Genomic DNA, 17,985 nt, shown 5'->3' with positions numbered 1-17,985 from the left:
CGAGGCCGGCTAGGTCTCCGAGTGCGCCACCGACCGCACCGACTCCTCGGCGCACAGGATGCCGTGCGGAGTCACTTCGTACACCCGGGTGGTCGGAATGTCGAAGAAGATGCCGACCACCTGAAGCCTGCCGGATTCGATCGCGTCCACCAAGATCGGGTGGCGGGTAAGCCTTTTCAGCTGAATCGCGACGTTCACCACGCTGAGCCGGTCGACCTCCGAGTAGCCGACGGCCTCCGCGCTGCGGCGGGCCGGATGGTGGTCGTGGTAGGCGGCCAGGCTTTCGCTGCCGTATTCGAGCCACTGGCCCATCGGTGTGGTTGCCCGGTCGATGTTGTCGTCGATGAGCACCTTCATCGCGGCGCACTCCGAGTGCCCGCAGATGACTACCGAACGCACCCCCAGTTGTCCGACGGCGAATTCGAGTGCGGCATCGATGGATCGGTCGCGACTGTCGTTGGGCACCAGGTTGCCGAAGTTGCGGATGGTGTAGAGGTCGCCTGGGCCGCTTGCGGTGATGACGTTCGGCAGGATGCGTGAGTCTGCACAGGTCAGAAACAGCGCGTAGGGGTCGTGCGAGCCATTGAGGTCGGAAATGTGTTGCTGCAGAACGGCTGCACCGTTGCGGTGATACTCGTCGACGCGGTCCAGAATGGATGCTTCGGCGGGATCATCATGACGGCCACGCACGGACCGCCACGGCGCCAACGCAATCGAACTCGGGCGAAAGTGGCGCTGCGGTGGGCGGGCGTGCGCTTCGTGCAGCTTCGCGGCCGACGTTTCGACGATGGCCACAACGCCGCCCCGTGCCTCATGGGACCGCTTCCAGTCGGTGATCGCCTCGGAGACAGAGTCGTCGATGTAGTCTGCGTTCAGGTTTAATGTCACCTGCGATCCCTCGGGGACCGAAGCGAGAGCCTTGGTCAGGCGGGGCAGCAGCAAGAAGCTGAGTGTGCCGTCGATATTGATCCGCCACTGCGTGGACTGCTCGTCTCCGATCGGCTGAACCACGACGGGCGCACGCACGACCCGGACCAGCAGCATGATGATCGCGACGGCCAGTCCGATGGCCACTCCCTCCAGCAGGTTGAGGAATACCACCGAGACGATGGTGATGGCGTAGATCGCGAAGTTTCCTGTCCGCCAGGCAAGTTCGATGTGAGCGAGTTTGACCAGCTGGGCGCCTATCACGATCAGAAGTCCGGCCAGGGCGGCCTTTGGGATGAGTTCCACTAGGTTGGTGAACAGCGAGGCGAACAGCAGGATCCAGACGCCGTGCAGGATCGCCGACATCCGGGTGCGGGCGCCGGCGGCCATGTTGGCCGAACTGCGCACTATGACGCCGGTGACCGGCAGCCCGCCTAGCAGTCCGGACATTACGTTCGCCGCGCCCTGGCCGATGATCTCCCGGTCGAAGTTCGTCCGCTGACCGTCGTGCAGCTTGTCCACCCCGACCGCGCACAACAGCGATTCGACGCCGGCGATCAGTGCGATCGTGAGCACGCCCACGATGATGTCGCCGGCCTCCTCGAGCCACGGGTCGCCTTTGGGTGTCGTGCCGGTGAGGTGCGGCAGGTTGATGGCGTCAAAGAAGTTGCCCGACAGCGAGGTTCGATCAGTGTCCAGGCCCGTCGCCATCGCGAACGCGGTGGCCGCGACGATCGCCACCAGCGGGGCGGGGACAGCCCGTACCTTCGCCGGCAGCCGATTCCACACCAACAAGATGACGATCACCGTCGCTCCGGTTATCACCTCGTGCAGTTCGTGATTGAGGATGCCGTTGGGCAGCGCGATGAGGTTCTGCCACGCCGAACTGTGTGACGATCCGCCCATCAGGACGTGAATCTGCTGCAGCATGATCGTGATTCCGATGCCCGCCAGCATCGCGTGCACGACCACCGGGGCGATGGCCAGCGCGGCGCGAGCCATCCGGCTCAGGCCGAACCCGATCTGTAGTGCCCCCGCGGCGGCGGTCATCACGCACAGCATCGGAAAGCCAAGTTCGTCGATCAGCCCGGCGACCACAACGGTCAGACCCGCAGCGGGGCCGCTGACCTGAAACGCGGACCCGCCGAGTGCGCCGGCCACGATGCCGCCGACCACCCCCGCGATCAAGCCGGCGAGAAGTGGGGCGCCCGAGGCGATCGCGATACCGAGTGAAAGCGGCAGCGCGACAAGGAAGACGACAAGTGAGGCAGGCAGGTCGTGACGCAGATTCTGCAGAAACGACGGCCCCTTTGCCGTTCTTTTGCTAGTGGTGATGGGCGCATTCATAAATTGACTCCTTCGGCTGAAGACCCCTTTATGACCGGTAGACGGCCGCGTGTCAACGCGAGGTCAGGGGCTTTCACAACCGCGACGCCGCAAATCAGCAAACGGCGAGACATTGCGCCGCCTGCGGCAAGTTCGTTGTGGGGAAGCATTCCCCGGTTGTCGAACGGTCTCGACGAACGACTACGCATTCATCGACAACTCAAAGAAAATCACGTGCCGGCATACTGACAACCGTATCTGTCATCGGTGACTCAGAAGGTCGCCAACAGGGACATCACGGCTCAATGAGATAGATGTTGTTGTGCTCGCCTGTGGCCGGTGGGGGATCGGCAGCCGCCGCGTCGAAGCTGGAATAACGCGCCGGTGTACGGATCACCGTGATTTCATTGTCGCCGCTGCCGACCGTGAGAGCGAGCTCGTTTTGCCTGGCCCTTCGCGCGACCCGATTGGCGCTCGCTGGCCCGCTTGGTGGGCATCCTGGCCGCGTTTTCGGTCGTGGTGGCGCTGTCCAGGCTGACCTTTCTCAACATCGGCCTGCACGGCGACCACGCCGAATGAAGCCTGTCGATCGTGGTGGGAACGCTGGTCGTCGGGGCGATCTCGTTCTACTTGAGCCAGCGTGAACAACAGCTGCTCATCGACAAGGAGCTGGTCAGCAAGCTGCGCGCGGACGCCGAGATGCGGTATTGGATTCTGGCCGACAACGCCGTGGACGTCATCGTGCACCTGCACGGCCGCGACGCCGCCTGGGTTTCGCCATCGGTCGCCGCCGCGCTGGGTGGCCCGCCGCAGCGCCGGCTGAACTCCGGCTTCAGCGAGCGCATCCATTCCGAGGACCGCGACACGGTCGAGGCGGCGCTGTAGCGCGTCGCGCAGGGCGAGGCGGTGATCCAGCGATTCCGGATCCTTTCCGTCGACGCGGGGTACCGCTGGGTCGACGGGCAGGCGAAACCCTACGTCGACGCCGACGGCAAAACCGATGGAGTGATCGCGGCGCTGCGCGTCGCCGATGATCAGGTCGAAGCCGAGCGGCGGCTGGAACGAATGGCCCGGTTCGCCACCTTGACCGGCCTGGCCAACCGGGCCGAGACCATAAGGCGTCTCGAGGCCGCTCTGCAGGAACCGCGACCCTCCGGAACCTATGTCGGCATCCTGTTCTGCGACGTCGACCACTTCAAAGACATCAACGACACCGGGGGACATGGCGTCGGCGACGTCGTACTGGCCACACTCGCCTCCTGGATCCGCGAATGCGTCCGACGGGACGACACCGTTGGGCGGACCGGGGGCGAAGAAATCCTGGTCCTGCTGCCCGGTGTCCGCGGGAATGACGAGGTCGCCCGCATCGCCGAGAAGATACGCGGTCGCGCCGCCGAACCCATCGACGTCGGGGGCACGCGATCCACGCAACCCTGAGCGTCGGCGCGACCATCGCGCTGCCCGGCGAGCCGGTCTCCTCGGTCACCGCGCGTGCCGACGAAGCGATTTACCAACAGAAATTGGGTGGCCGGGATGCCGTGACCCGATTCTCGGTCGAGCGGTCCTTGCGGCGGGCAAGTCGGGCGTGAACTGCCCGGCAGTGACATGCCGAACCCGTGCTGGATACGCTGTGCCGCAGCGGGCTCGTTACAAGAGAGGGCAAATATGTCAAGGACAGTGGTTGTCGGTGCATCGAGTGTCTCGGGCGTTGCATCGGTATGGGACTCGGCCAGCGCGGGGAAAGCGTAGCGCTTCTCGCCCGGAACCTCGAGCGTCTCGAAAGCGCCGCCAAGGAGGCGGGGCCGGATGCGGTTGCCGTTGCCTGCGACATCACCGACGCGGCGTCGCTGCGATCGTCCATAGACCGGGGCCGACGAAGCGCTGGACGGCATCGACAACGTGGTCTACACGCCCGCCATAAGCCCGCTGGTGCGCATGGTCGACACCGATGCCGACACCTGGGCGCCGGAATCTTTCGACACCAATGTCATCGGCGCGTCTCTGGTGACGGCTGCCGCGTTGCCGCACCTGACGGCGTCGACGGGCAAGGTGATCTATCTGTCCAGCGACGCCGGTTCGTACTAACTATCCTGGCTCGGCCTCCGCGCCTACGGTGTGAGCAAGGCCACTTTGAAACGACTCGTCGGGGCGTGGCGAGCCGAACACCTCGACATCGGCTTTACCAACCTGATCGTCGGGGAGTGCCCGGACGGTGAGGGTGATGGGGCGACGGGGATGAACGCCGGCTGGTATACGGATCTGACGATGCAGGCCTACCCGCTCTGGGTGCAGCGTGGCTGCATGCCGGGCAAGTTGATGCCAGTCGAAGACCTGATCGAGGTGGTGCACATGATCCTGCGCACCAATGCGTCCACCCCGATGTGCATCATGGTGGTCGCCCGGGGAGGACCCGCCAGCGCCGCCGTTCTCGCCCCGGCTCAGTGACCGGCGAGCTTCTCTCGCGCCAGGTCGGTCACGAAGCGGACCGGTGACACCGGCCGGAACGCCAGCGCCGTCTCGGTCAGCGCGTCCCGAGACTTTGTCGGCAACTCGATGTCAGCGGCCGCGACGTTGAATTCGAGCTGCTCGACGCTGGACGCGCCGGGGATGGCGACCACGCCCGGATAACTGATCAGCCAGGCCAGCGCCACCTGTGCGGGCTGGGCGTCGACTTCGTTGGCGACGTCGCGCAGCAGCTGCAGCAGCGCCTCGAGGCGGCGCAGGTTTTCGGTGCCGAACAGTGAGTTGATCGCGCGGATACCGCCGGGACGGTTGTCAACGCCGTACTTGCCGCCGAGCAGCCCCTGTTCCAGGGGGCTGTAGGCGATCACGATTCGGTTCTCCCGCTCGGCGAACGGCACCAGGTTCTTCAGCGCCTTGGGGAAAGCCAGCGAGAAGTGCACCTGGTTGCTGATGACCGGCCGGCCCAGCGCGGCGTCGGCCTTCTGCCACCGTGCCAGCGAATAGTTCGAGACGCCGGCGGCGCCGATGTCGCCGTTGTCGAGCAGGTCGCGCATGCCCGGCATGATCACCGAATCGGGCACCAGCGGATTGGGCTGGTGGATCTGGTAGAGCGGAATGCGGTCGAGCTGCAGTCGCTGCGCGCTGGCCCGCTCGCGCTGCTTGATCACCGCGGGAAACGGTGCGAACGGGAAGATCTTGCTGGCAACCACGACCTCGCTGCGCCGATCGCTGAGCGCCTCGCCGAGGATCCGTTCGCTTTTGCCCAGCCCGTAGACCTCGGCAGTGTCGAACAACGTGACGCCCAGCGCCAGGGCCCGCTGCACGATCTGCCGGGCGGGGCCAGCGGCGTAGTCCTCCCCGTAACCCCACTCGCGCGAGCCGAACTGCCAGGTGCCCAACCCGATCCGGCTGACCCGTCCCACTCCGTCGACGTCGACATATTTCATGTGTCCACCGTACTGGGGTGGACGCGGTCGGATGGTCAGTCCGGAATCTTGTTTAGGATGTAGTTGACGATGCTGACGGGGCGCGCTGGCATCGGTGGTGCCGAGGCTAACCACGTGGAGGTCTATGACCACGTTGGCCTTGGTCGCCGCCGCCCGCACAAACCTCACCTTCAGGCCCTTGGGCGCGCCAGATCCATCGTGGTGATTGCCATTGCTGGCGTCGGCCAGTGGGCTCAGTGGGCGGCTGATCGCGGCATCGTCGGGGAAATCGCCGGGTACTCGATGCCCTGGTTGGACGGAACCATTTTGAAGGCGTGGGTGGGCGATGAGTACGGCAGTTCCTGGACATCGGCGGGAGATCAGCGCGGTCGGAGCTCGCTGCGTCATCGCTATCCGGATGGCGCGATCCAGAACATTGGGCAGTTGCTCTGGGACAGTGACCAATTGGATGTAATCGCTGGCGACGTCCTTGAACAGGCTCATCAGGTCGACCTCCTGCTGATAGGAGCCGCCCATGGTGCTGCGGTTGGTCTGTCCGACGATCGCCATTACCGGGACGTGGTCGAGTATGGCGTCGTAGAGTCCGTTGAGCAGATGGATTGCACCCGGGCCCGACGTGCCCACACATACCCCAACCCGACTCGTGAACTTGGCGTAACCGACCTCCTCGAACGCGCTCATCTCTTCGTGGCGCGACTGAATGAATTCGCGACTGAATGAATTTCGGTTGGTTGTCTGTCCGTCCCCACGCGGCGAGACACTCGTCATCCTCTCTCGAACTGTCGGGATGAACCCCGAACGCCGCCAGCGGGGGCTCCGCAGGTTTGACTCCGCGGACGGCGGAAGCGGGAAGCCGCTGTGCCGGCAATAGCCGAGTAGCCCCGCCGTAGCGGCAAGCGGCACACACACAAGCGTGTCAGCGTCCACACTTCCCACGCGTCACGAAGTACCCCCAAAGGTGCCCATTAAGCGTGTTGGAAACCTGTGAGTGGGCGTTAGAGAACCGGCTTGGACTCGGAGGGTCAACCAACCAGTCCCGCCCGGTGCGGTCGAAGGGCGTTTGCTCGGTAGGTCAACGGGTACGCCGCCCGCAACGCCGTGCATCTGGTCGGTGCCCTGCGCGGCGGAGGTTATCCGCCACACGGTGAGAAGGCGTCACGATGATCGGTAACGCGAAAATGCCGAGAAGGCAGAGGGAGGTAGGCAGACCGTCCGCCGACGACGAATTCGACAGCGGACAAACGGGGCGCCGAGGCGCGCAGCCGGGACGGCTGAAGAACAACGCAATAGCGTTGTGGCAGAAGTTATCTCGTGATAGAGGCCGAAACCCGAACGTATCAAGCACAGGTGTTTGACTCGCCGGGTCGGGGGAAGCCCCTGAAGAGCGATCGATTTGGTCGTTCCGGCAGTGCGAGAGGCCGACGTAACAGCAGCGAAAGAAAGGTAGCTCCATGGGAGACGACAAGAGCGGCCCGCAGGAAGCCGTGAAGGGCGCCGTCGAGGGCGTCAAAGGCAAGGTCAAAGAGGTCGGCGGAACGATCGCCGGTCGTGACGACCTCGTCGAGGAGGGCCAGGTGCAGCAGGACAAGGCCGACGCCCAGCGCGACGCGGGCAAGAAGGAAGCCGAAGCCGAATCGGCGCACGCCGGCGCAAGAGCCGCCGAAGAGCGGCAACGGGCGAACCAGTAGTCCGATCGGCCCGAAAGCAGGCCCGGCCCCGCGGGGCCGGGCCTGCTTGGTCTCCACAGCGCCGAAACTCGTCGCGACCTCCCGGATGTCCCGGGCCGATGTTTCCCCGATGTTTCAACAGCCCACGCGCGGTTATTTCCTGGCGGTGCCCACGTGGCTGTCAGGCCGCGACGGGTCCTGTGGAGGGCGCGATGAAGGTGAGCAGGTGTGTATCGGGTGTCGTGGTTTTCCTGCGCCTCCGGTATCCGGCCGCCGCACCCGCGGTCGGATACGCACCGGTGCTGGCATTGTTGCCGCGGCGCGGGCGTCGGAGGACGAAGTCACGGCGATCGCACGCCGACTCTGCACGACGAGCCGGCGCATCGTGAACCGGGTTGAGTGTGGGCGTCGAAATCACCCGGGTCACCGACGAGATGCCGCTGCCCGACGACATCGACCGGGTTCGGCGCCGACTGGCCTTGCTCGACTGAACCGACGGTTGCGGTGTCCTCAAGCACGTCGGAGCTCGACCACCAAGGGCCGATGATCCGAAATCGGCATCACATCTGCCTCGGTGACGGCGGCGCACAACTGGTGGCCGGCAATCGGCGAGACGGTCGGGATCGACCCGTCGCCCACGGTGCGCCCATGCAGAATGTTGTGCGCCCATGCAGAATGTTGTGCGCCCATGCAGAATGTTGAAGGTCGCTAAACGTCTGGGCTGTCCGGCATCCTCTGTCGCTACCGGGCCCCGGGTACCTCTTCGCGCGCCGCCACCGACCGGCGGTCATCGGTGTCGAACACCTCAACGATGACGTCGGCGTCCTGGTAGCGGCCCAACGACGTCAGTCCTGGCGTTCGCGCGATGATGGCGTTGGCCTGGTCTCCGGTAATTGGGTAGTCGGCCACCGGGTGAAGCCAATGTGCGGCAAGCACATTCGCGCCCGGAGCCAACCGGGTTAATTCGCGGTCCAACGTCTTCGCCAGGGTGTCGGGTTGCAGGTAATAGGCGACGAGCGTGACAGCGCCGTTGATCTCGGTGGCGTTCAGCACCGCCTCCGGGGCTTCGGGGGCCCACACTCCCCATAATTGGCCCAGCTCGGGCGGGCTTGCCACCCAGTTCGTGCAGTATCGACGGCGTCGACGTGGGCTTCAGCGATGCGGGCCGCCGCGATGTCTTTCTCGGCCAGTTCCTTCTGCCGCTGCCAACGCTCCAGCGTGCGTCCCGACGCGGGCAGCGGCAGTTCGAGTCGCCCCGAGTCGAGCCAGTGCTGTATTAGGCCGGCTGTCGCGCGCAGTCACCCGTCGCCGATCTGCCCAAGTCCGCGAGGTACTGCGCAAAGCCGCGCGTGGCCCGTCCCTGGGTTCGCGCCGACGTGATGACCGACAAGTAGGTGTCACGGTGGATGGAGTAGCCCGCGGCCTCGAACCGCTTGACGAGGTCGACGTCCTCACCCGACGGCAGTGCCCGAAAGCCGCCGCCCGCCAGTAGGTGCGGGCAGTGAAACCCATGTTCGCGCCGTGGATGTGATCGTGCTCGTGCCGTCCCGGCGACCGGACTCATAGGCCCGCAGATACCGGCGGGTGACGTCGGGGAAGTAGTCCTGCCAGTTGCAGATGCGGACCACCCCAAGCATCAGTCAACTGCCCAATCGTCTGCCCGTTAAAGAGATGAGAACGATCGTTCCGGTTGCCGACCCCGCCGGCCGGGTATGTCTGACCCACCATGGCACCCACCGAGGCGTCGACGCAGCCGCCCGAATGTGGCGCGTCGCTGCGGGAGGCGCTCCGGGAAGCCGCATCGGCTCTCAAACAGGGCGCCCTCGTTTCACGTTGGCCGGCAGCCATGCGTTATGGGCGCCTACGGTGCGCCCGAACCCAGCCATGACGTCGATCTCGTGGTTGCCGAGTCCGACGTTGCTGCCCCCAGCGAGACGTTGCGGAGCACTGGGTTCGATATTGAGAGTCCGCCGGAGGATTGGTTGTTCAAGGCACGCTGCGCGACGCGGTCGTGGACATATTGCACCGGCTCAACGGCGTACGGGGTGGATGCAACAACGTTGCGGCGTGCCGAGCAGCGCGATGTGCTGGCGATTGCGATGCCGGTGCTCCCGCCCACCATGGTGCTCGTCCAGAACTGTGCTCCCGCAACGAACATAACTTCGATTTCGCGAAGCCGCCGCCCGCCGTCCGGGCGATTCGCGATGGGACCATATCAGGTCACAGACCGCCGACAACGACTACGCGATGGCGTTCTTGGTCCTTGCCGAATGGCTCGGTTTCACAGCGTGATTCAGTGGTTGCGCAATTTTGCGACCAGCTTGTCCTTGGTGAGTCCCGAATACCCAGACATGCCAAGCTCTTTGGCACGCTTCTTCAATTCGGGCACCGTCCAGTCGCTGTACGAACCCGACTTGCCGCCATCAAGGGAAACCGACTATTTGCCCCGCCTGGCCGCCGCATTCGAGATCCGCGCGGCCTTCTCCTTCGAATCGCCCTGCTTACGCAGATCCTGGTACAGCTTTTCATTCTTGATCGATGAGTTCGGCATGAGTGCTCCTCTTCGCGTGCTGAGTAACTGCTGACGTCGGGTGGCCCGGCACGGGCTCTGATAAACGCCCGGGGTTACCCGCTCGTGTTGCGGGTAGTCAACAGCGGTGACACAGGCGACCGGCATCAACCTGGGCGGCGTCCCAGGGGCCCACCGAGAACGGGCATCGGCTCGCGATCAACGCGTTGTTTCGTTCAGTGGCGGTGGCATTCGGACCGCGGGCGGTCGGGGTACTCCTCTCGGGTGTGCTCGACGACGGCGTATCGGGGCTGGCCGCGATTCGGTCGCGCGGCGGGACCACAATCGGTCAGTCGCTCGTCGACGCGCTCTTTCCTTCCCTGCCGGCGAACGCGAAACACGCCCGGGGTGCTGGACCTGCAGGCGGCCGCGGGCGACGTCGGCGAAATGCTCAGGGAGTTGGCGCGGCGTGACATCAAGGAGCCGATCTTGGACCCTGATCCCACCATGGAGCTGGAGAACCGAATAGCGATGACGGAGCGGTTCGCCATGGACTTCGACACCCAGGACCCTGGGTCCTCCGTCGGGGTACATCTGTCCGGACTGCAGTGGTGCTCTAATCACACTGCAGTGGCGCTCTAATCACGCTGGGAGAGGCAAATTTCCGGCTGGAATCGGGTAGCGGCACCGAAATGTTGTCGGGCCTGTCCCTCGTCTCCGCCCTGTGTCGCGCGTGGGGTAGCACTCCGACGTCGTCCGGCAAGACAGTCTGGGCGGTGGTTGGTCAGGAGAACCCGCTCTAATCTGCCGAGTAATGTGCAAGTCCTCCTCCGTTGATCCGGCCGATCGTCGACGGGATTTTGATGAACGACACCACCGACGAGTCCTTTGAGTAGTTGTTGCTCTATATGCGAGATTCTTGTGGTTTCGACTTCACCGGCTACAAACGCACGTCGTTTATGCGTCGGGTCCGTCATTGAATGTAGCACGCGGAATGCACTTCGTATGAGGAATACCTCGACATGTTGCAGGCCAGCTCTGATGGATTCGCGGCGCTGTTCAACACCATCCTGATCAACGTAACCGCGTTCTTCCGGGACCCGGAAGCCTGGGATTTCGTGAGGGACTAGGTCATCCTGCGGATGCTGGCCGAGCGGGGGCCCAACGACTCGATCCGGGTATGGAGTGCCGGCTGTGCTTCCGGTCCAGGAAGCGTACACGCTGGCCATGTTGCTGGCCGAGGCCCTAGGTCCCGAGGCATTCCGCCAGCGGGTCAAAATCTATGCGACCGACATCGACGGGGAAGCGTTGACCGAAGCGCGCCGCGTCCTACGATGCCAAAGCCGTCGAATCGGTACCGCTGGACCTACTGGCGCGCTATTTCGAAAATGCCAACGGCCGCTACATCTTTCACAAAAGTCTTCGCCATGCGGTCATTTTCGGCCGCAACGATCTCGTCAAAGATGCACCGATATCGCGCGTCGACCTGTTGGTGTGCCGGAACACCCTGATGTACATGAATGCGGAGACCCAGCGAAACGTGCTGGAGCGTCTGCATTTTGCACTCGCACCGCACGGCACGCTGTTTCTTGGGCACGCCGAGATGTTGCTGAGTCACAGCGACCGGTTCACCCCGCTGAACTTTAAGAACCGGATCTTCCGCAAGGCGCTCGGCACCCATGCCGGTGTCGATCGATACGATCCGGCAGCGGCCTTTTATGACCGCAGCGAGGATTCGTCGGGGCTGAGCACGGTGCGAGAGTTAGCTTTTCACTCCAGCCCGGTGGCGCAGATCGTGGTCACCGGCGAAGACACCGTCGCGATGATCAACCAGCAGGCGGGGAACATCTTCGGACTCTCAGCTCGTGATATTGGCCGGTTGCTCTGGGATCTGGAGGTTTCCTATCGCCCGGTCGAGCTGCGCGCTTATATCGAGCAGGCAAAGGTGGAGCGTCGGGCGGCGCGAATCCCGGATGTCCAATGGCAACGGCCCGGCATCAAAACAGTGTGGTTCGAGATCCACGTCAACCCTCTCGTCGACACCGACAATGGACTGCTGGGGGTATCGGTCGTCTTCATTCTACGTAAGCGCCACCCGCGCCTTACTCGACAAGGTCGTCCAGACCAATCGTCAGCTCGAAGCGGCCTACGAGGAATTGTAGTCCACCAACGAGGAACTCGAAACCACCAACGAGGAACTGCAGTCGACCAATGACGAATTGCACACCATCAACCACACGTTGCGGGAGCGCAGCCTGGAACTCGACGGCCCGATAGGCTTCCCTGGACGCGCTGACCAGCTCGATTCGGTTGGGAATGGTCGTGGTCGATCGGGAGATGAAAGTCGTGGTGTGGAACCGCAGCTGCGAGGAGCTCTGGGGACTGCGGGCCGACGAGACGGTCGGGGCCAGTTTGACGTCGCTGGACATCGGGCTGCCGCTGGAAGCAGTGCGGCCGCTAATCGGTAACGCGTTCGTGGATCCGGACAGCGCCGGTGAAACGGTAGTGGACGCGGTCAAATAGGCGGGGTCGTCCCGCTCGGATACGGGTCAGCTGCACGTCATTTCGCGCCACCGAGGGCGCTGTCGGCGGGGCCCTGCTGCTGATGGAGGTGTTGGGCTAGCTAGCCACCGTCTGCGCCGTCGCTCCAAGCCCCGCGGCCAGGTCTTGTCGTCTGCACCGGAGTTCGTCCACGCGCCGCCGGGCGGCCTCGGCGCGGCCGGTCGCGCTGTCGATCGATCGATTCGGGGACGTTTGGCACCGACCGTCGCGGTGTGAGTCAGCCGCTTCGCTGATCTCCATCGGCTCCTCCCCTGCCGGCGAGCGGTCCATTCGTGGCACCGCAAAGAGGCCATCGGCGCCCACGGTCCCCTCCGACAAGCTGGGTAGCGGTGCACCCTGGGCAATGCTGGCCAAAACGCCGCCGATGTCATGCACCTGCAGGATCAGATCCGCACCGGCCTTGGCGGCCGCAATCGGCATTGACGGGTAGCCGGCGGTAGCCGAGCTTTGCGCGATCACGACCCCGTCGGCCCGCTTCATCGCTTACTCCTTCTGCCCCGTCCCGGCCGGCCCCCGACAACACCACAGCCAGCGCCCGGGGCCCATACGAGTTGGCCACCGATGCCAACAGCACGTCGAAGCGGTACTCGGTAAGCGACCCCATCCTGTGCAGGTGGCAGGAACGGTCCGGCGTCAATTCCAGATGCATGTCCGGCGGGCACACGAGCACCGTGCCCGGTTCTACGATCTCGCCGTCGCGCGCTCAGCGCACCTGATGTGGCGTCGATCGGTGTAAAATTATAAACAACACCTGGATTTTCCGCCCAGTGCTGTTGCACCACGACGGCCGCACTGAAGTCCTCCGGCAGATCGCCCAGGACCGCCTCCAAATCGCCTGCCGACGCCAGCAGGACCACCAGTTCAACGCCCGGGTGGTGCGGCTCGGTTGACATGCGTTCAGTGCCCTCCAACGCTCCTGGTAGCGGTCGAAGATCGCCGGCTGTAGCCAAGATGCGAAGCATTGCGACAACAAGCGAAATGGCACGCGCGTCTCGAGTTTGGGTCCCTGACAGGGCGGGTATTGTCGGAGGTCGCGGGCGCTGGCTTGCGTGGGTAGCTCGACGGGAGTGCGGACCGGCTACGGAAGGACTTGGTCGTGAAGATCGCGCTCGTTACCGGCGACGACGTCGGCGGTAACGAGTCAGCGCAGCTGTTTCGCGCTCGCCGCGCGACGGAACGACGTGACCTGCTATTTCAGGCAGCGACCCCTGCGCTTGACACGAGGAGCGGGCTACTACGTCAGCGCGGCCCGCGTCGGTCCGGCTGCGGCCCGATCTGCTGCGGACACCTTGCCCTTCGTCGGTGACTGGGCGGCGGCCCTTCAACGTCGGTGGGGCGGCCGACCGGCTCGACATCGTGCATGCTTACGGCTGGGTGGCCTGGCGGCCCAGCTGGCCGCCCGGCGGCAAGGCCGGCCGACCGTCCAGACTTTCGAAAGCCTGGTCGCGCTGTCGAAATCAACTGAGGATCGGGCGGACTACTCGGCGCACGAGCGCATCGAGCCGCTGTTGGCGCGCCACGCCGACTGGGTCACCGTCGAAAGCACGGCCGAACTCGAGGCGCTGACCCGATTGCTGCATAGTCGAGCGCGGGTGTCGGTGCTCAGCGGCGGCGTCGACGATGAGCGATACACCCCGGTGGGCCGGGCTGCCCACCGCAACGGCCCGCTTCAGTTGCTGTGCGTCGCGCCAAACCCGCTGTGGACCAACGGCTTCGACATCGCCTTCGCAGCGTTGCCGCGGGTCGGATCGTCGGAGCTGATCGCGGAAACCGAGCCCGACAACCGTCGCAATAGTCAGGCGCGGGCCACACTCGAGCGACTCGCCGGCGGATTGGGTGTGGCCGAGCGGGTCCGGTTCCTCCGCGCCTTCGATCACGAGTTGCCGTCGCTGATTCGGACCGCCGACATTCTGGTCTGCACGCTGCGACGGCCTCCCAGGGCCGCGCCGGTCTTGCAGGCCATGGCCAGCGGAGTGGCGGTCGTGGATCCACCCGTCGGCGCACTGGCCGATCTCGTGGTCACCGAAGTTACCGCCCTGGTGCTGTCCGCGGACGACCCCAAGGAGTTGACGTGGCACAGAGAACGCTTGCAGTGGAGCGCTTTCGGTGCAGCGGCAGGGGGCGGCCAGCCGAAACCGGGCATTGTCGCGGTATACCTGGGACCGGATTGCGCTGGACTCGCTGGCGATTTATGAGAAACTCAGCTTGGAACGCTTAGCGGGTAAGGCGATGGAAGAGGTCACACCGTGACCGGTGCGCGAGCCCGGCTGGTGAATCACGGGTATTGGTCGGGGATCGGCCGTCAAGCACCGGCGCTGCACCGCGCCCGCGATGACATCCGACGACGTGCTGATGCAGGGTCGGGTCAACTGCGAAATCCCGGGAGCCGACGACGTACTGGTGATCCAGCCGCGCGCGGGCTCGTTGACGATGACAGCGAATCCCTTTGCCGAGCTGGACCATCCGGTGCTGGCCGCCCGTGGCATGCCCTGCATGCTGCAAGTGAACTCGGCGCGTTTCGATGTCGTGAGCATCGGTGCGGACGTGTTGCGCAAGGCCGCTGCCGGTCAGCATGCTAGCCCCGGCCATGAACTCGTGGTAAGCCGATTTCAGATTCCCCGGCAGCGCAGACACAATGCACTGACGCTCGGTCTCGCCGATCGGTGCAAGGATGCCGCGTAGTACTCCTGCGGGTGCGCGGTGAAGTAGCCGCGATGCCCAAAACCTAAGGTAGCGAAGGCGCGCACCGCGGCGACCCGGAGTTTGGTGGCAGCTAACGACCTGGATCGGGGTGCGGTTCGTGCGGCGACCGCCTCATCAGGACGTCATAGCGTGTCGTTATCGAACCGTTACTAGCTGAGGCAGGTATTAGCAAACTCTCTTTGATGCTCATTGCTGCCCTCTTGACCGGCAACTTCTGCGATTAAGACATTCAGCGCAAAGATGCTGGGGGTTGCCGAGGCATGCGTCCGGCCGTGCCGAGGCCGCCGCAGTCTAGCATGTGCATGAGCCGATGCAGTTACTCCACATATTAGGAGCTCTCATGGTCGAAATTCACTTAGAACGGACGATCGTAGCGCCGGTGGAGCAGGTTTTCGACTGGTTGGCCGACCCGGCCAACCTCGCCGCCGCTCCGCTGGTGACCAAGGCGAAATGGGCAAAGGGCACCACGGGTCCGGGCCGGGGCGCGATCCGGGAGGTGATCGGGGCCGGCACCTGGTTCCGCGAGGAGCTCACGGAATACGAGCGTCCGCACAAGTACAGCTACCTGATTGTGCGCTCGATCCCACCGTTCAATCACCAGGGCGGCACACTGACGTTCACCGCCGCGGGCGACGGTACGCGCGTCGACTGGGTGACCAATTACACCCACCCCGTGGCGGCCGGGGGTAAGCCGCTGGAGATGGTGACCCGCCGGCTGTTGCGCCCGAGTTTCCTGGCGATTCTCAACGCGTGCGCGAATGCGCTGGAGAAGTAGCAACGAGATTTGCTGTGGCGCAGTGTCTTTGACTCAGGTTGGCCCTCGACTCAGCGGTGTGGAACGACGGAGTCGGCGAGCAGTGCGCCGGTGGTAACGGCGATGACGATCAGCACCAGCGCAGCGCCGGCCACACCCACATCACCACGCTTGCGCGTGGCCGCGAAGACGATGCCGCCGACGGCGACGACCCCGGCCAGCCCCACGCCACTGCGCAAGCCTAATCCAGCCCCGATGTGTCGCAGCTGTTGGGCGCACATGAATCGGTGGCCATTGCGAAAAAGAATGGAGTAGGACACGGACAGCGTCGCGGCCAGCACGAACAGGATGACCGTGGCGATGGTGTCGGCCGTCGAGCGCAGCTTGGCCTCGGGCTGTTGCGAAGCGGTCATACGGCAACTCTATGCTCGCGTCGTTTCCCGGCACCGCCGCATGTCGGCCCCCCCGGGTGGGGTACTCCGGAGAAATGGACGTTGCCAAGGACATCAGGGACTTCCTGATGACTCGTCGGGCGAGGATCACTTCCCGAGCAGGGTCCGGGCCGTCACGTACGCGGCCGACGACGACTACACCGCCCGCCCGCGTTCGCCGGCGTTGAATGCCACCACGATCGGTCCGGCGTTGCCCGACAGGGTGAACCATTGCGCCCCATTGCTCGATGCTCGAATACCCGCACGAGGTCAACCGCCAGCTGCGCCTGCTGGCCGAATCCGTCACCCTGCGCGCGGAGCCGATCAACTCATAGCAACGCGCTAACCTCGGCGGCGGCTCGCTGGCCCGACCTGACGGCACCGTCGAAGAAGCCGGTCCATTCGTCCGCCGTTTCGGTGCCGGCCCAGTGGATCGGGCCGACCGGCCTGCGCAGCCAACGTCCGAACCGTGTCCACGACCTCGGCGGCACCGCCGCAGTCGGCCCGCCGGGCGCGAAATCCTCAGTGCCCCAACGATGATCCGTGTAGTCGAGAGGTTTGAGGGCCTCGTCGCCGAATAGCGACGCGAAGCAGCGCAACGCGTCGCGGCGCCGTTGGTCACTGGGCAACGAGTCGAATGCGCGCGCATCGACGAAGCCCATCAGGATGCCGGGCCCGTCGCCGTTCGGGCTGACGTCGAAGGTGATGAACACCGGCCCCCGGTCCGAGAGCGTCTGCCCGGAGAATCCGTCGGCCCGCCAGAACGGCGTCGAATAGGCCGCGAATGCCTTGCTGAGCTGTCCCTGGGGCCAACGATCGAACAGTTCGTTATACTTGGCAGGCAGCGGGGGATTGAACTCGATGGACGCCCGATGAGCCGGCGGGATCGCGACGATGACAAACCCAGCCTCGGCCGCGCCGCGGTCGGAGGTGACGGTGACCTCCGAGCCGTGCCGCTCGATGCGACGCACCGGCGCGTTCAGCACGACGCGTGCGCCCAACTCATCCGCGACTGCCTGGGCGATATGCTGCGTGCCGTCCGGGAAATGGTCCTGCTGGGCGCCGTCCTCGACATCCAGCAGCCGGTCCAGTCCGCCGGCGGCCCGGACGTAGCGCACGGCGTGCAGCATCGACACGTCGTCGAGTTCGCATCCCCAGGTCACCCGGGCCATGATCGCCATCAAATCGCGGGACGAGGCGGAGGCCCGTACCGAGCGCAGCCACTCACCGAACGACACGTCGTCCAGCTCGTGCGCACGTCGAGCCTGCCATGGGGCGTCGACCGGTATGGTGCGGGCGATTCTCTCGAATTGCCAACGCAGGCGGCCGATGTCGAGCAGTCCGGTCAGCGAAAGCTTGGGAATGGTGCCGTGAAACGGGCGCGTCCAACCGCGCCAGTGGATGATGTTCTTGCCGTCATGGTGGGTGGGTGTAGTCGGGGTCGAGAGCTCGGCCGCCAGCGCCAGCACGGCATCCTGGGTGGGGCCGACGAACGCGCCACCCATGTCCACGGGCAATCCGGCCACGCTACCGGTGAATGAGCGGCCACCGACTCGGTCCCGGCCCTCAAAGACCACTACATCGTGACCCTGACGGGTCAGCTCTCGCGCCGCACTCAGGCCGGCAAAGCCCCCGCCGACCACCACAACATCGACAGTCCACGACGGCTTCGTCACACCCCTAGTCAACCGCATGT

11 protein-coding genes and 11 pseudogenes are annotated in these 17,985 nt (G+C 64.8%); 12 read left to right on the top strand and 10 right to left on the bottom strand.

Translation table 11 applies throughout. The features are described 5' to 3' along the window. Positions 1-9 precede the first annotated feature (9 nt). Together FQ389_RS01365 and FQ389_RS18580 are read right to left on the bottom strand one after the other, a co-directional pair. Complete coding sequence (locus FQ389_RS01365) at positions 10-2,262, bottom strand: SulP family inorganic anion transporter (protein ID WP_186296229.1); 2,253 nt, start codon at positions 2,260-2,262, stop codon at positions 10-12. Between the two features lie 286 nt (positions 2,263-2,548). Then, positions 2,549-2,698, bottom strand: a pseudogene (locus FQ389_RS18580) (CoA transferase); the annotation flags it as partial. A 146-nt stretch (positions 2,699-2,844) separates the two neighbouring features. Between FQ389_RS18580 and FQ389_RS01355 the strand changes: the two are divergent. From FQ389_RS01355 to FQ389_RS01340, 3 genes and pseudogenes are all read left to right on the top strand, one after another. Next, entirely contained in the window at positions 2,845-3,138 is a 294-nt protein-coding gene (locus tag FQ389_RS01355) for a hypothetical protein (protein ID WP_144205849.1), read from the top strand. Between the two features lie 21 nt (positions 3,139-3,159). Continuing rightward, positions 3,160-3,690 (top strand): GGDEF domain-containing protein, encoded by a 531-nt coding sequence (locus FQ389_RS01350; RefSeq protein ID WP_144205848.1) that lies wholly within the window; start codon positions 3,160-3,162, stop codon positions 3,688-3,690. A gap of 240 nt (positions 3,691-3,930) precedes the next feature. Continuing rightward, positions 3,931-4,698, top strand: a pseudogene (locus tag FQ389_RS01340) (SDR family oxidoreductase). Here the strand turns inward: FQ389_RS01340 and FQ389_RS01335 are convergent. Together FQ389_RS01335 and FQ389_RS01330 are read right to left on the bottom strand one after the other, a co-directional pair. Then, a complete protein-coding gene (locus FQ389_RS01335) occupies positions 4,692-5,663 on the bottom strand; it encodes an aldo/keto reductase (protein ID WP_144205905.1) in 972 nt (323 codons plus the stop codon). The pseudogene FQ389_RS01340 and the gene FQ389_RS01335 overlap by 7 nt on opposite strands. A gap of 171 nt (positions 5,664-5,834) precedes the next feature. Continuing rightward, a pseudogene (locus FQ389_RS01330) lies at positions 5,835-6,420 on the bottom strand (thiamine pyrophosphate-binding protein); the annotation flags it as partial. A 694-nt stretch (positions 6,421-7,114) separates the two neighbouring features. Between FQ389_RS01330 and mbp1 the strand changes: the two are divergent. Both mbp1 and FQ389_RS18575 read left to right on the top strand, forming a co-directional pair. Continuing rightward, complete coding sequence (mbp1, locus tag FQ389_RS01325) at positions 7,115-7,351, top strand: microaggregate-binding protein 1 (RefSeq protein WP_144205847.1); 237 nt, start codon at positions 7,115-7,117, stop codon at positions 7,349-7,351. A gap of 380 nt (positions 7,352-7,731) precedes the next feature. Then, positions 7,732-7,821: a DUF3349 domain-containing protein gene (locus FQ389_RS18575; protein WP_260860353.1), complete on the top strand. Its 90-nt coding sequence runs from the start codon at positions 7,732-7,734 to the stop codon at positions 7,819-7,821. A 523-nt stretch (positions 7,822-8,344) separates the two neighbouring features. On the opposite strand, the pseudogene FQ389_RS01315 reads toward FQ389_RS18575, so the two are convergent. Then, positions 8,345-8,628: pseudogene (locus FQ389_RS01315) on the bottom strand (acyl-CoA dehydrogenase); the annotation flags it as partial. Between the two features lie 428 nt (positions 8,629-9,056). Between FQ389_RS01315 and FQ389_RS01310 the strand changes: the two are divergent. Continuing rightward, positions 9,057-9,622 (top strand): annotated as a pseudogene (locus FQ389_RS01310) (hypothetical protein). A 1-nt stretch (position 9,623) separates the two neighbouring features. Here the strand turns inward: FQ389_RS01310 and FQ389_RS01305 are convergent. After that, positions 9,624-9,881, bottom strand: a pseudogene (locus FQ389_RS01305) (DUF7218 family protein). A 140-nt stretch (positions 9,882-10,021) separates the two neighbouring features. On the opposite strand from FQ389_RS01305, the pseudogene FQ389_RS01300 reads away from it, so the two are divergent. The 3 pseudogenes from FQ389_RS01300 to FQ389_RS01290 all read left to right on the top strand — a co-directional run. Continuing rightward, positions 10,022-10,521, top strand: a pseudogene (locus tag FQ389_RS01300) (chemotaxis protein CheB); the annotation flags it as partial. A gap of 10 nt (positions 10,522-10,531) precedes the next feature. Beyond that, positions 10,532-10,642, top strand: a pseudogene (locus FQ389_RS18570) (sulfate transporter); the annotation flags it as partial. A 105-nt stretch (positions 10,643-10,747) separates the two neighbouring features. Next, positions 10,748-12,462, top strand: a pseudogene (locus FQ389_RS01290) (CheR family methyltransferase). Here the strand turns inward: FQ389_RS01290 and FQ389_RS01285 are convergent. Beyond that, positions 12,459-13,050 (bottom strand): annotated as a pseudogene (locus FQ389_RS01285) (chemotaxis protein CheB). The pseudogenes FQ389_RS01290 and FQ389_RS01285 overlap by 4 nt on opposite strands. 118 nt (positions 13,051-13,168) lie before the next feature. Between FQ389_RS01285 and FQ389_RS18565 the strand changes: the two are divergent. Both FQ389_RS18565 and FQ389_RS01275 read left to right on the top strand, forming a co-directional pair. Further along, on the top strand, positions 13,169-13,291 hold the full coding sequence (locus tag FQ389_RS18565) for a hypothetical protein (RefSeq protein WP_260860352.1): 123 nt from the start codon (positions 13,169-13,171) through the stop codon (positions 13,289-13,291). A gap of 324 nt (positions 13,292-13,615) precedes the next feature. Further along, positions 13,616-14,596, top strand: a complete 981-nt coding sequence (locus tag FQ389_RS01275; RefSeq protein ID WP_260860350.1) for a glycosyltransferase — start codon at positions 13,616-13,618, stop codon at positions 14,594-14,596. 385 nt (positions 14,597-14,981) lie between these two features. On the opposite strand, the pseudogene FQ389_RS01270 reads toward FQ389_RS01275, so the two are convergent. After that, positions 14,982-15,115 (bottom strand): annotated as a pseudogene (locus tag FQ389_RS01270) (heme-binding protein); the annotation flags it as partial. A gap of 329 nt (positions 15,116-15,444) precedes the next feature. Here FQ389_RS01270 and FQ389_RS01265 point away from each other — a divergent pair. Beyond that, positions 15,445-15,879 carry an SRPBCC family protein gene (locus FQ389_RS01265; protein WP_144205845.1) on the top strand — a complete coding sequence of 145 codons (435 nt, stop codon included), beginning with the start codon at positions 15,445-15,447 and terminating at the stop codon, positions 15,877-15,879. Positions 15,880-15,929: 50 nt separating this feature from the next. On the opposite strand, the gene FQ389_RS01260 is transcribed toward FQ389_RS01265, so the two are convergent. Together FQ389_RS01260 and FQ389_RS01250 are read right to left on the bottom strand one after the other, a co-directional pair. After that, positions 15,930-16,271, bottom strand: coding sequence for a hypothetical protein (locus FQ389_RS01260; RefSeq protein ID WP_144205844.1), 342 nt, complete (start codon positions 16,269-16,271; stop codon positions 15,930-15,932). Between the two features lie 347 nt (positions 16,272-16,618). Then, a complete protein-coding gene (locus tag FQ389_RS01250; protein ID WP_144205843.1) occupies positions 16,619-17,965 on the bottom strand; it encodes a flavin monoamine oxidase family protein in 1,347 nt (448 codons plus the stop codon). Positions 17,966-17,985 lie beyond the last annotated feature (20 nt).

Source organism: Mycobacterium tilburgii, assembly GCF_902168065.1.
Lineage (GTDB): Bacteria > Actinomycetota > Actinomycetes > Mycobacteriales > Mycobacteriaceae > Mycobacterium > Mycobacterium tilburgii.
Note: the sequence above shows the minus strand (reverse complement) of the source record. Positions and strands in the feature narration are given on the sequence as shown.

Bases quoted from the DNA above. Each gene is read 5' to 3' on its own strand.
- FQ389_RS01335 (WP_144205905.1), bottom strand. From the start codon at position 5,663: ATGAAATATGTCGACGTCGACGGAGTGGGACGGGTCAGCCGGATCGGG.
- mbp1 (WP_144205847.1), top strand. From the start codon at position 7,115: ATGGGAGACGACAAGAGCGGCCCGCAGGAAGCCGTGAAGGGCGCCGTC.
- FQ389_RS01265 (WP_144205845.1), top strand. From the start codon at position 15,445: ATGGTCGAAATTCACTTAGAACGGACGATCGTAGCGCCGGTGGAGCAG.
- FQ389_RS01260 (WP_144205844.1), bottom strand. From the start codon at position 16,271: ATGACCGCTTCGCAACAGCCCGAGGCCAAGCTGCGCTCGACGGCCGAC.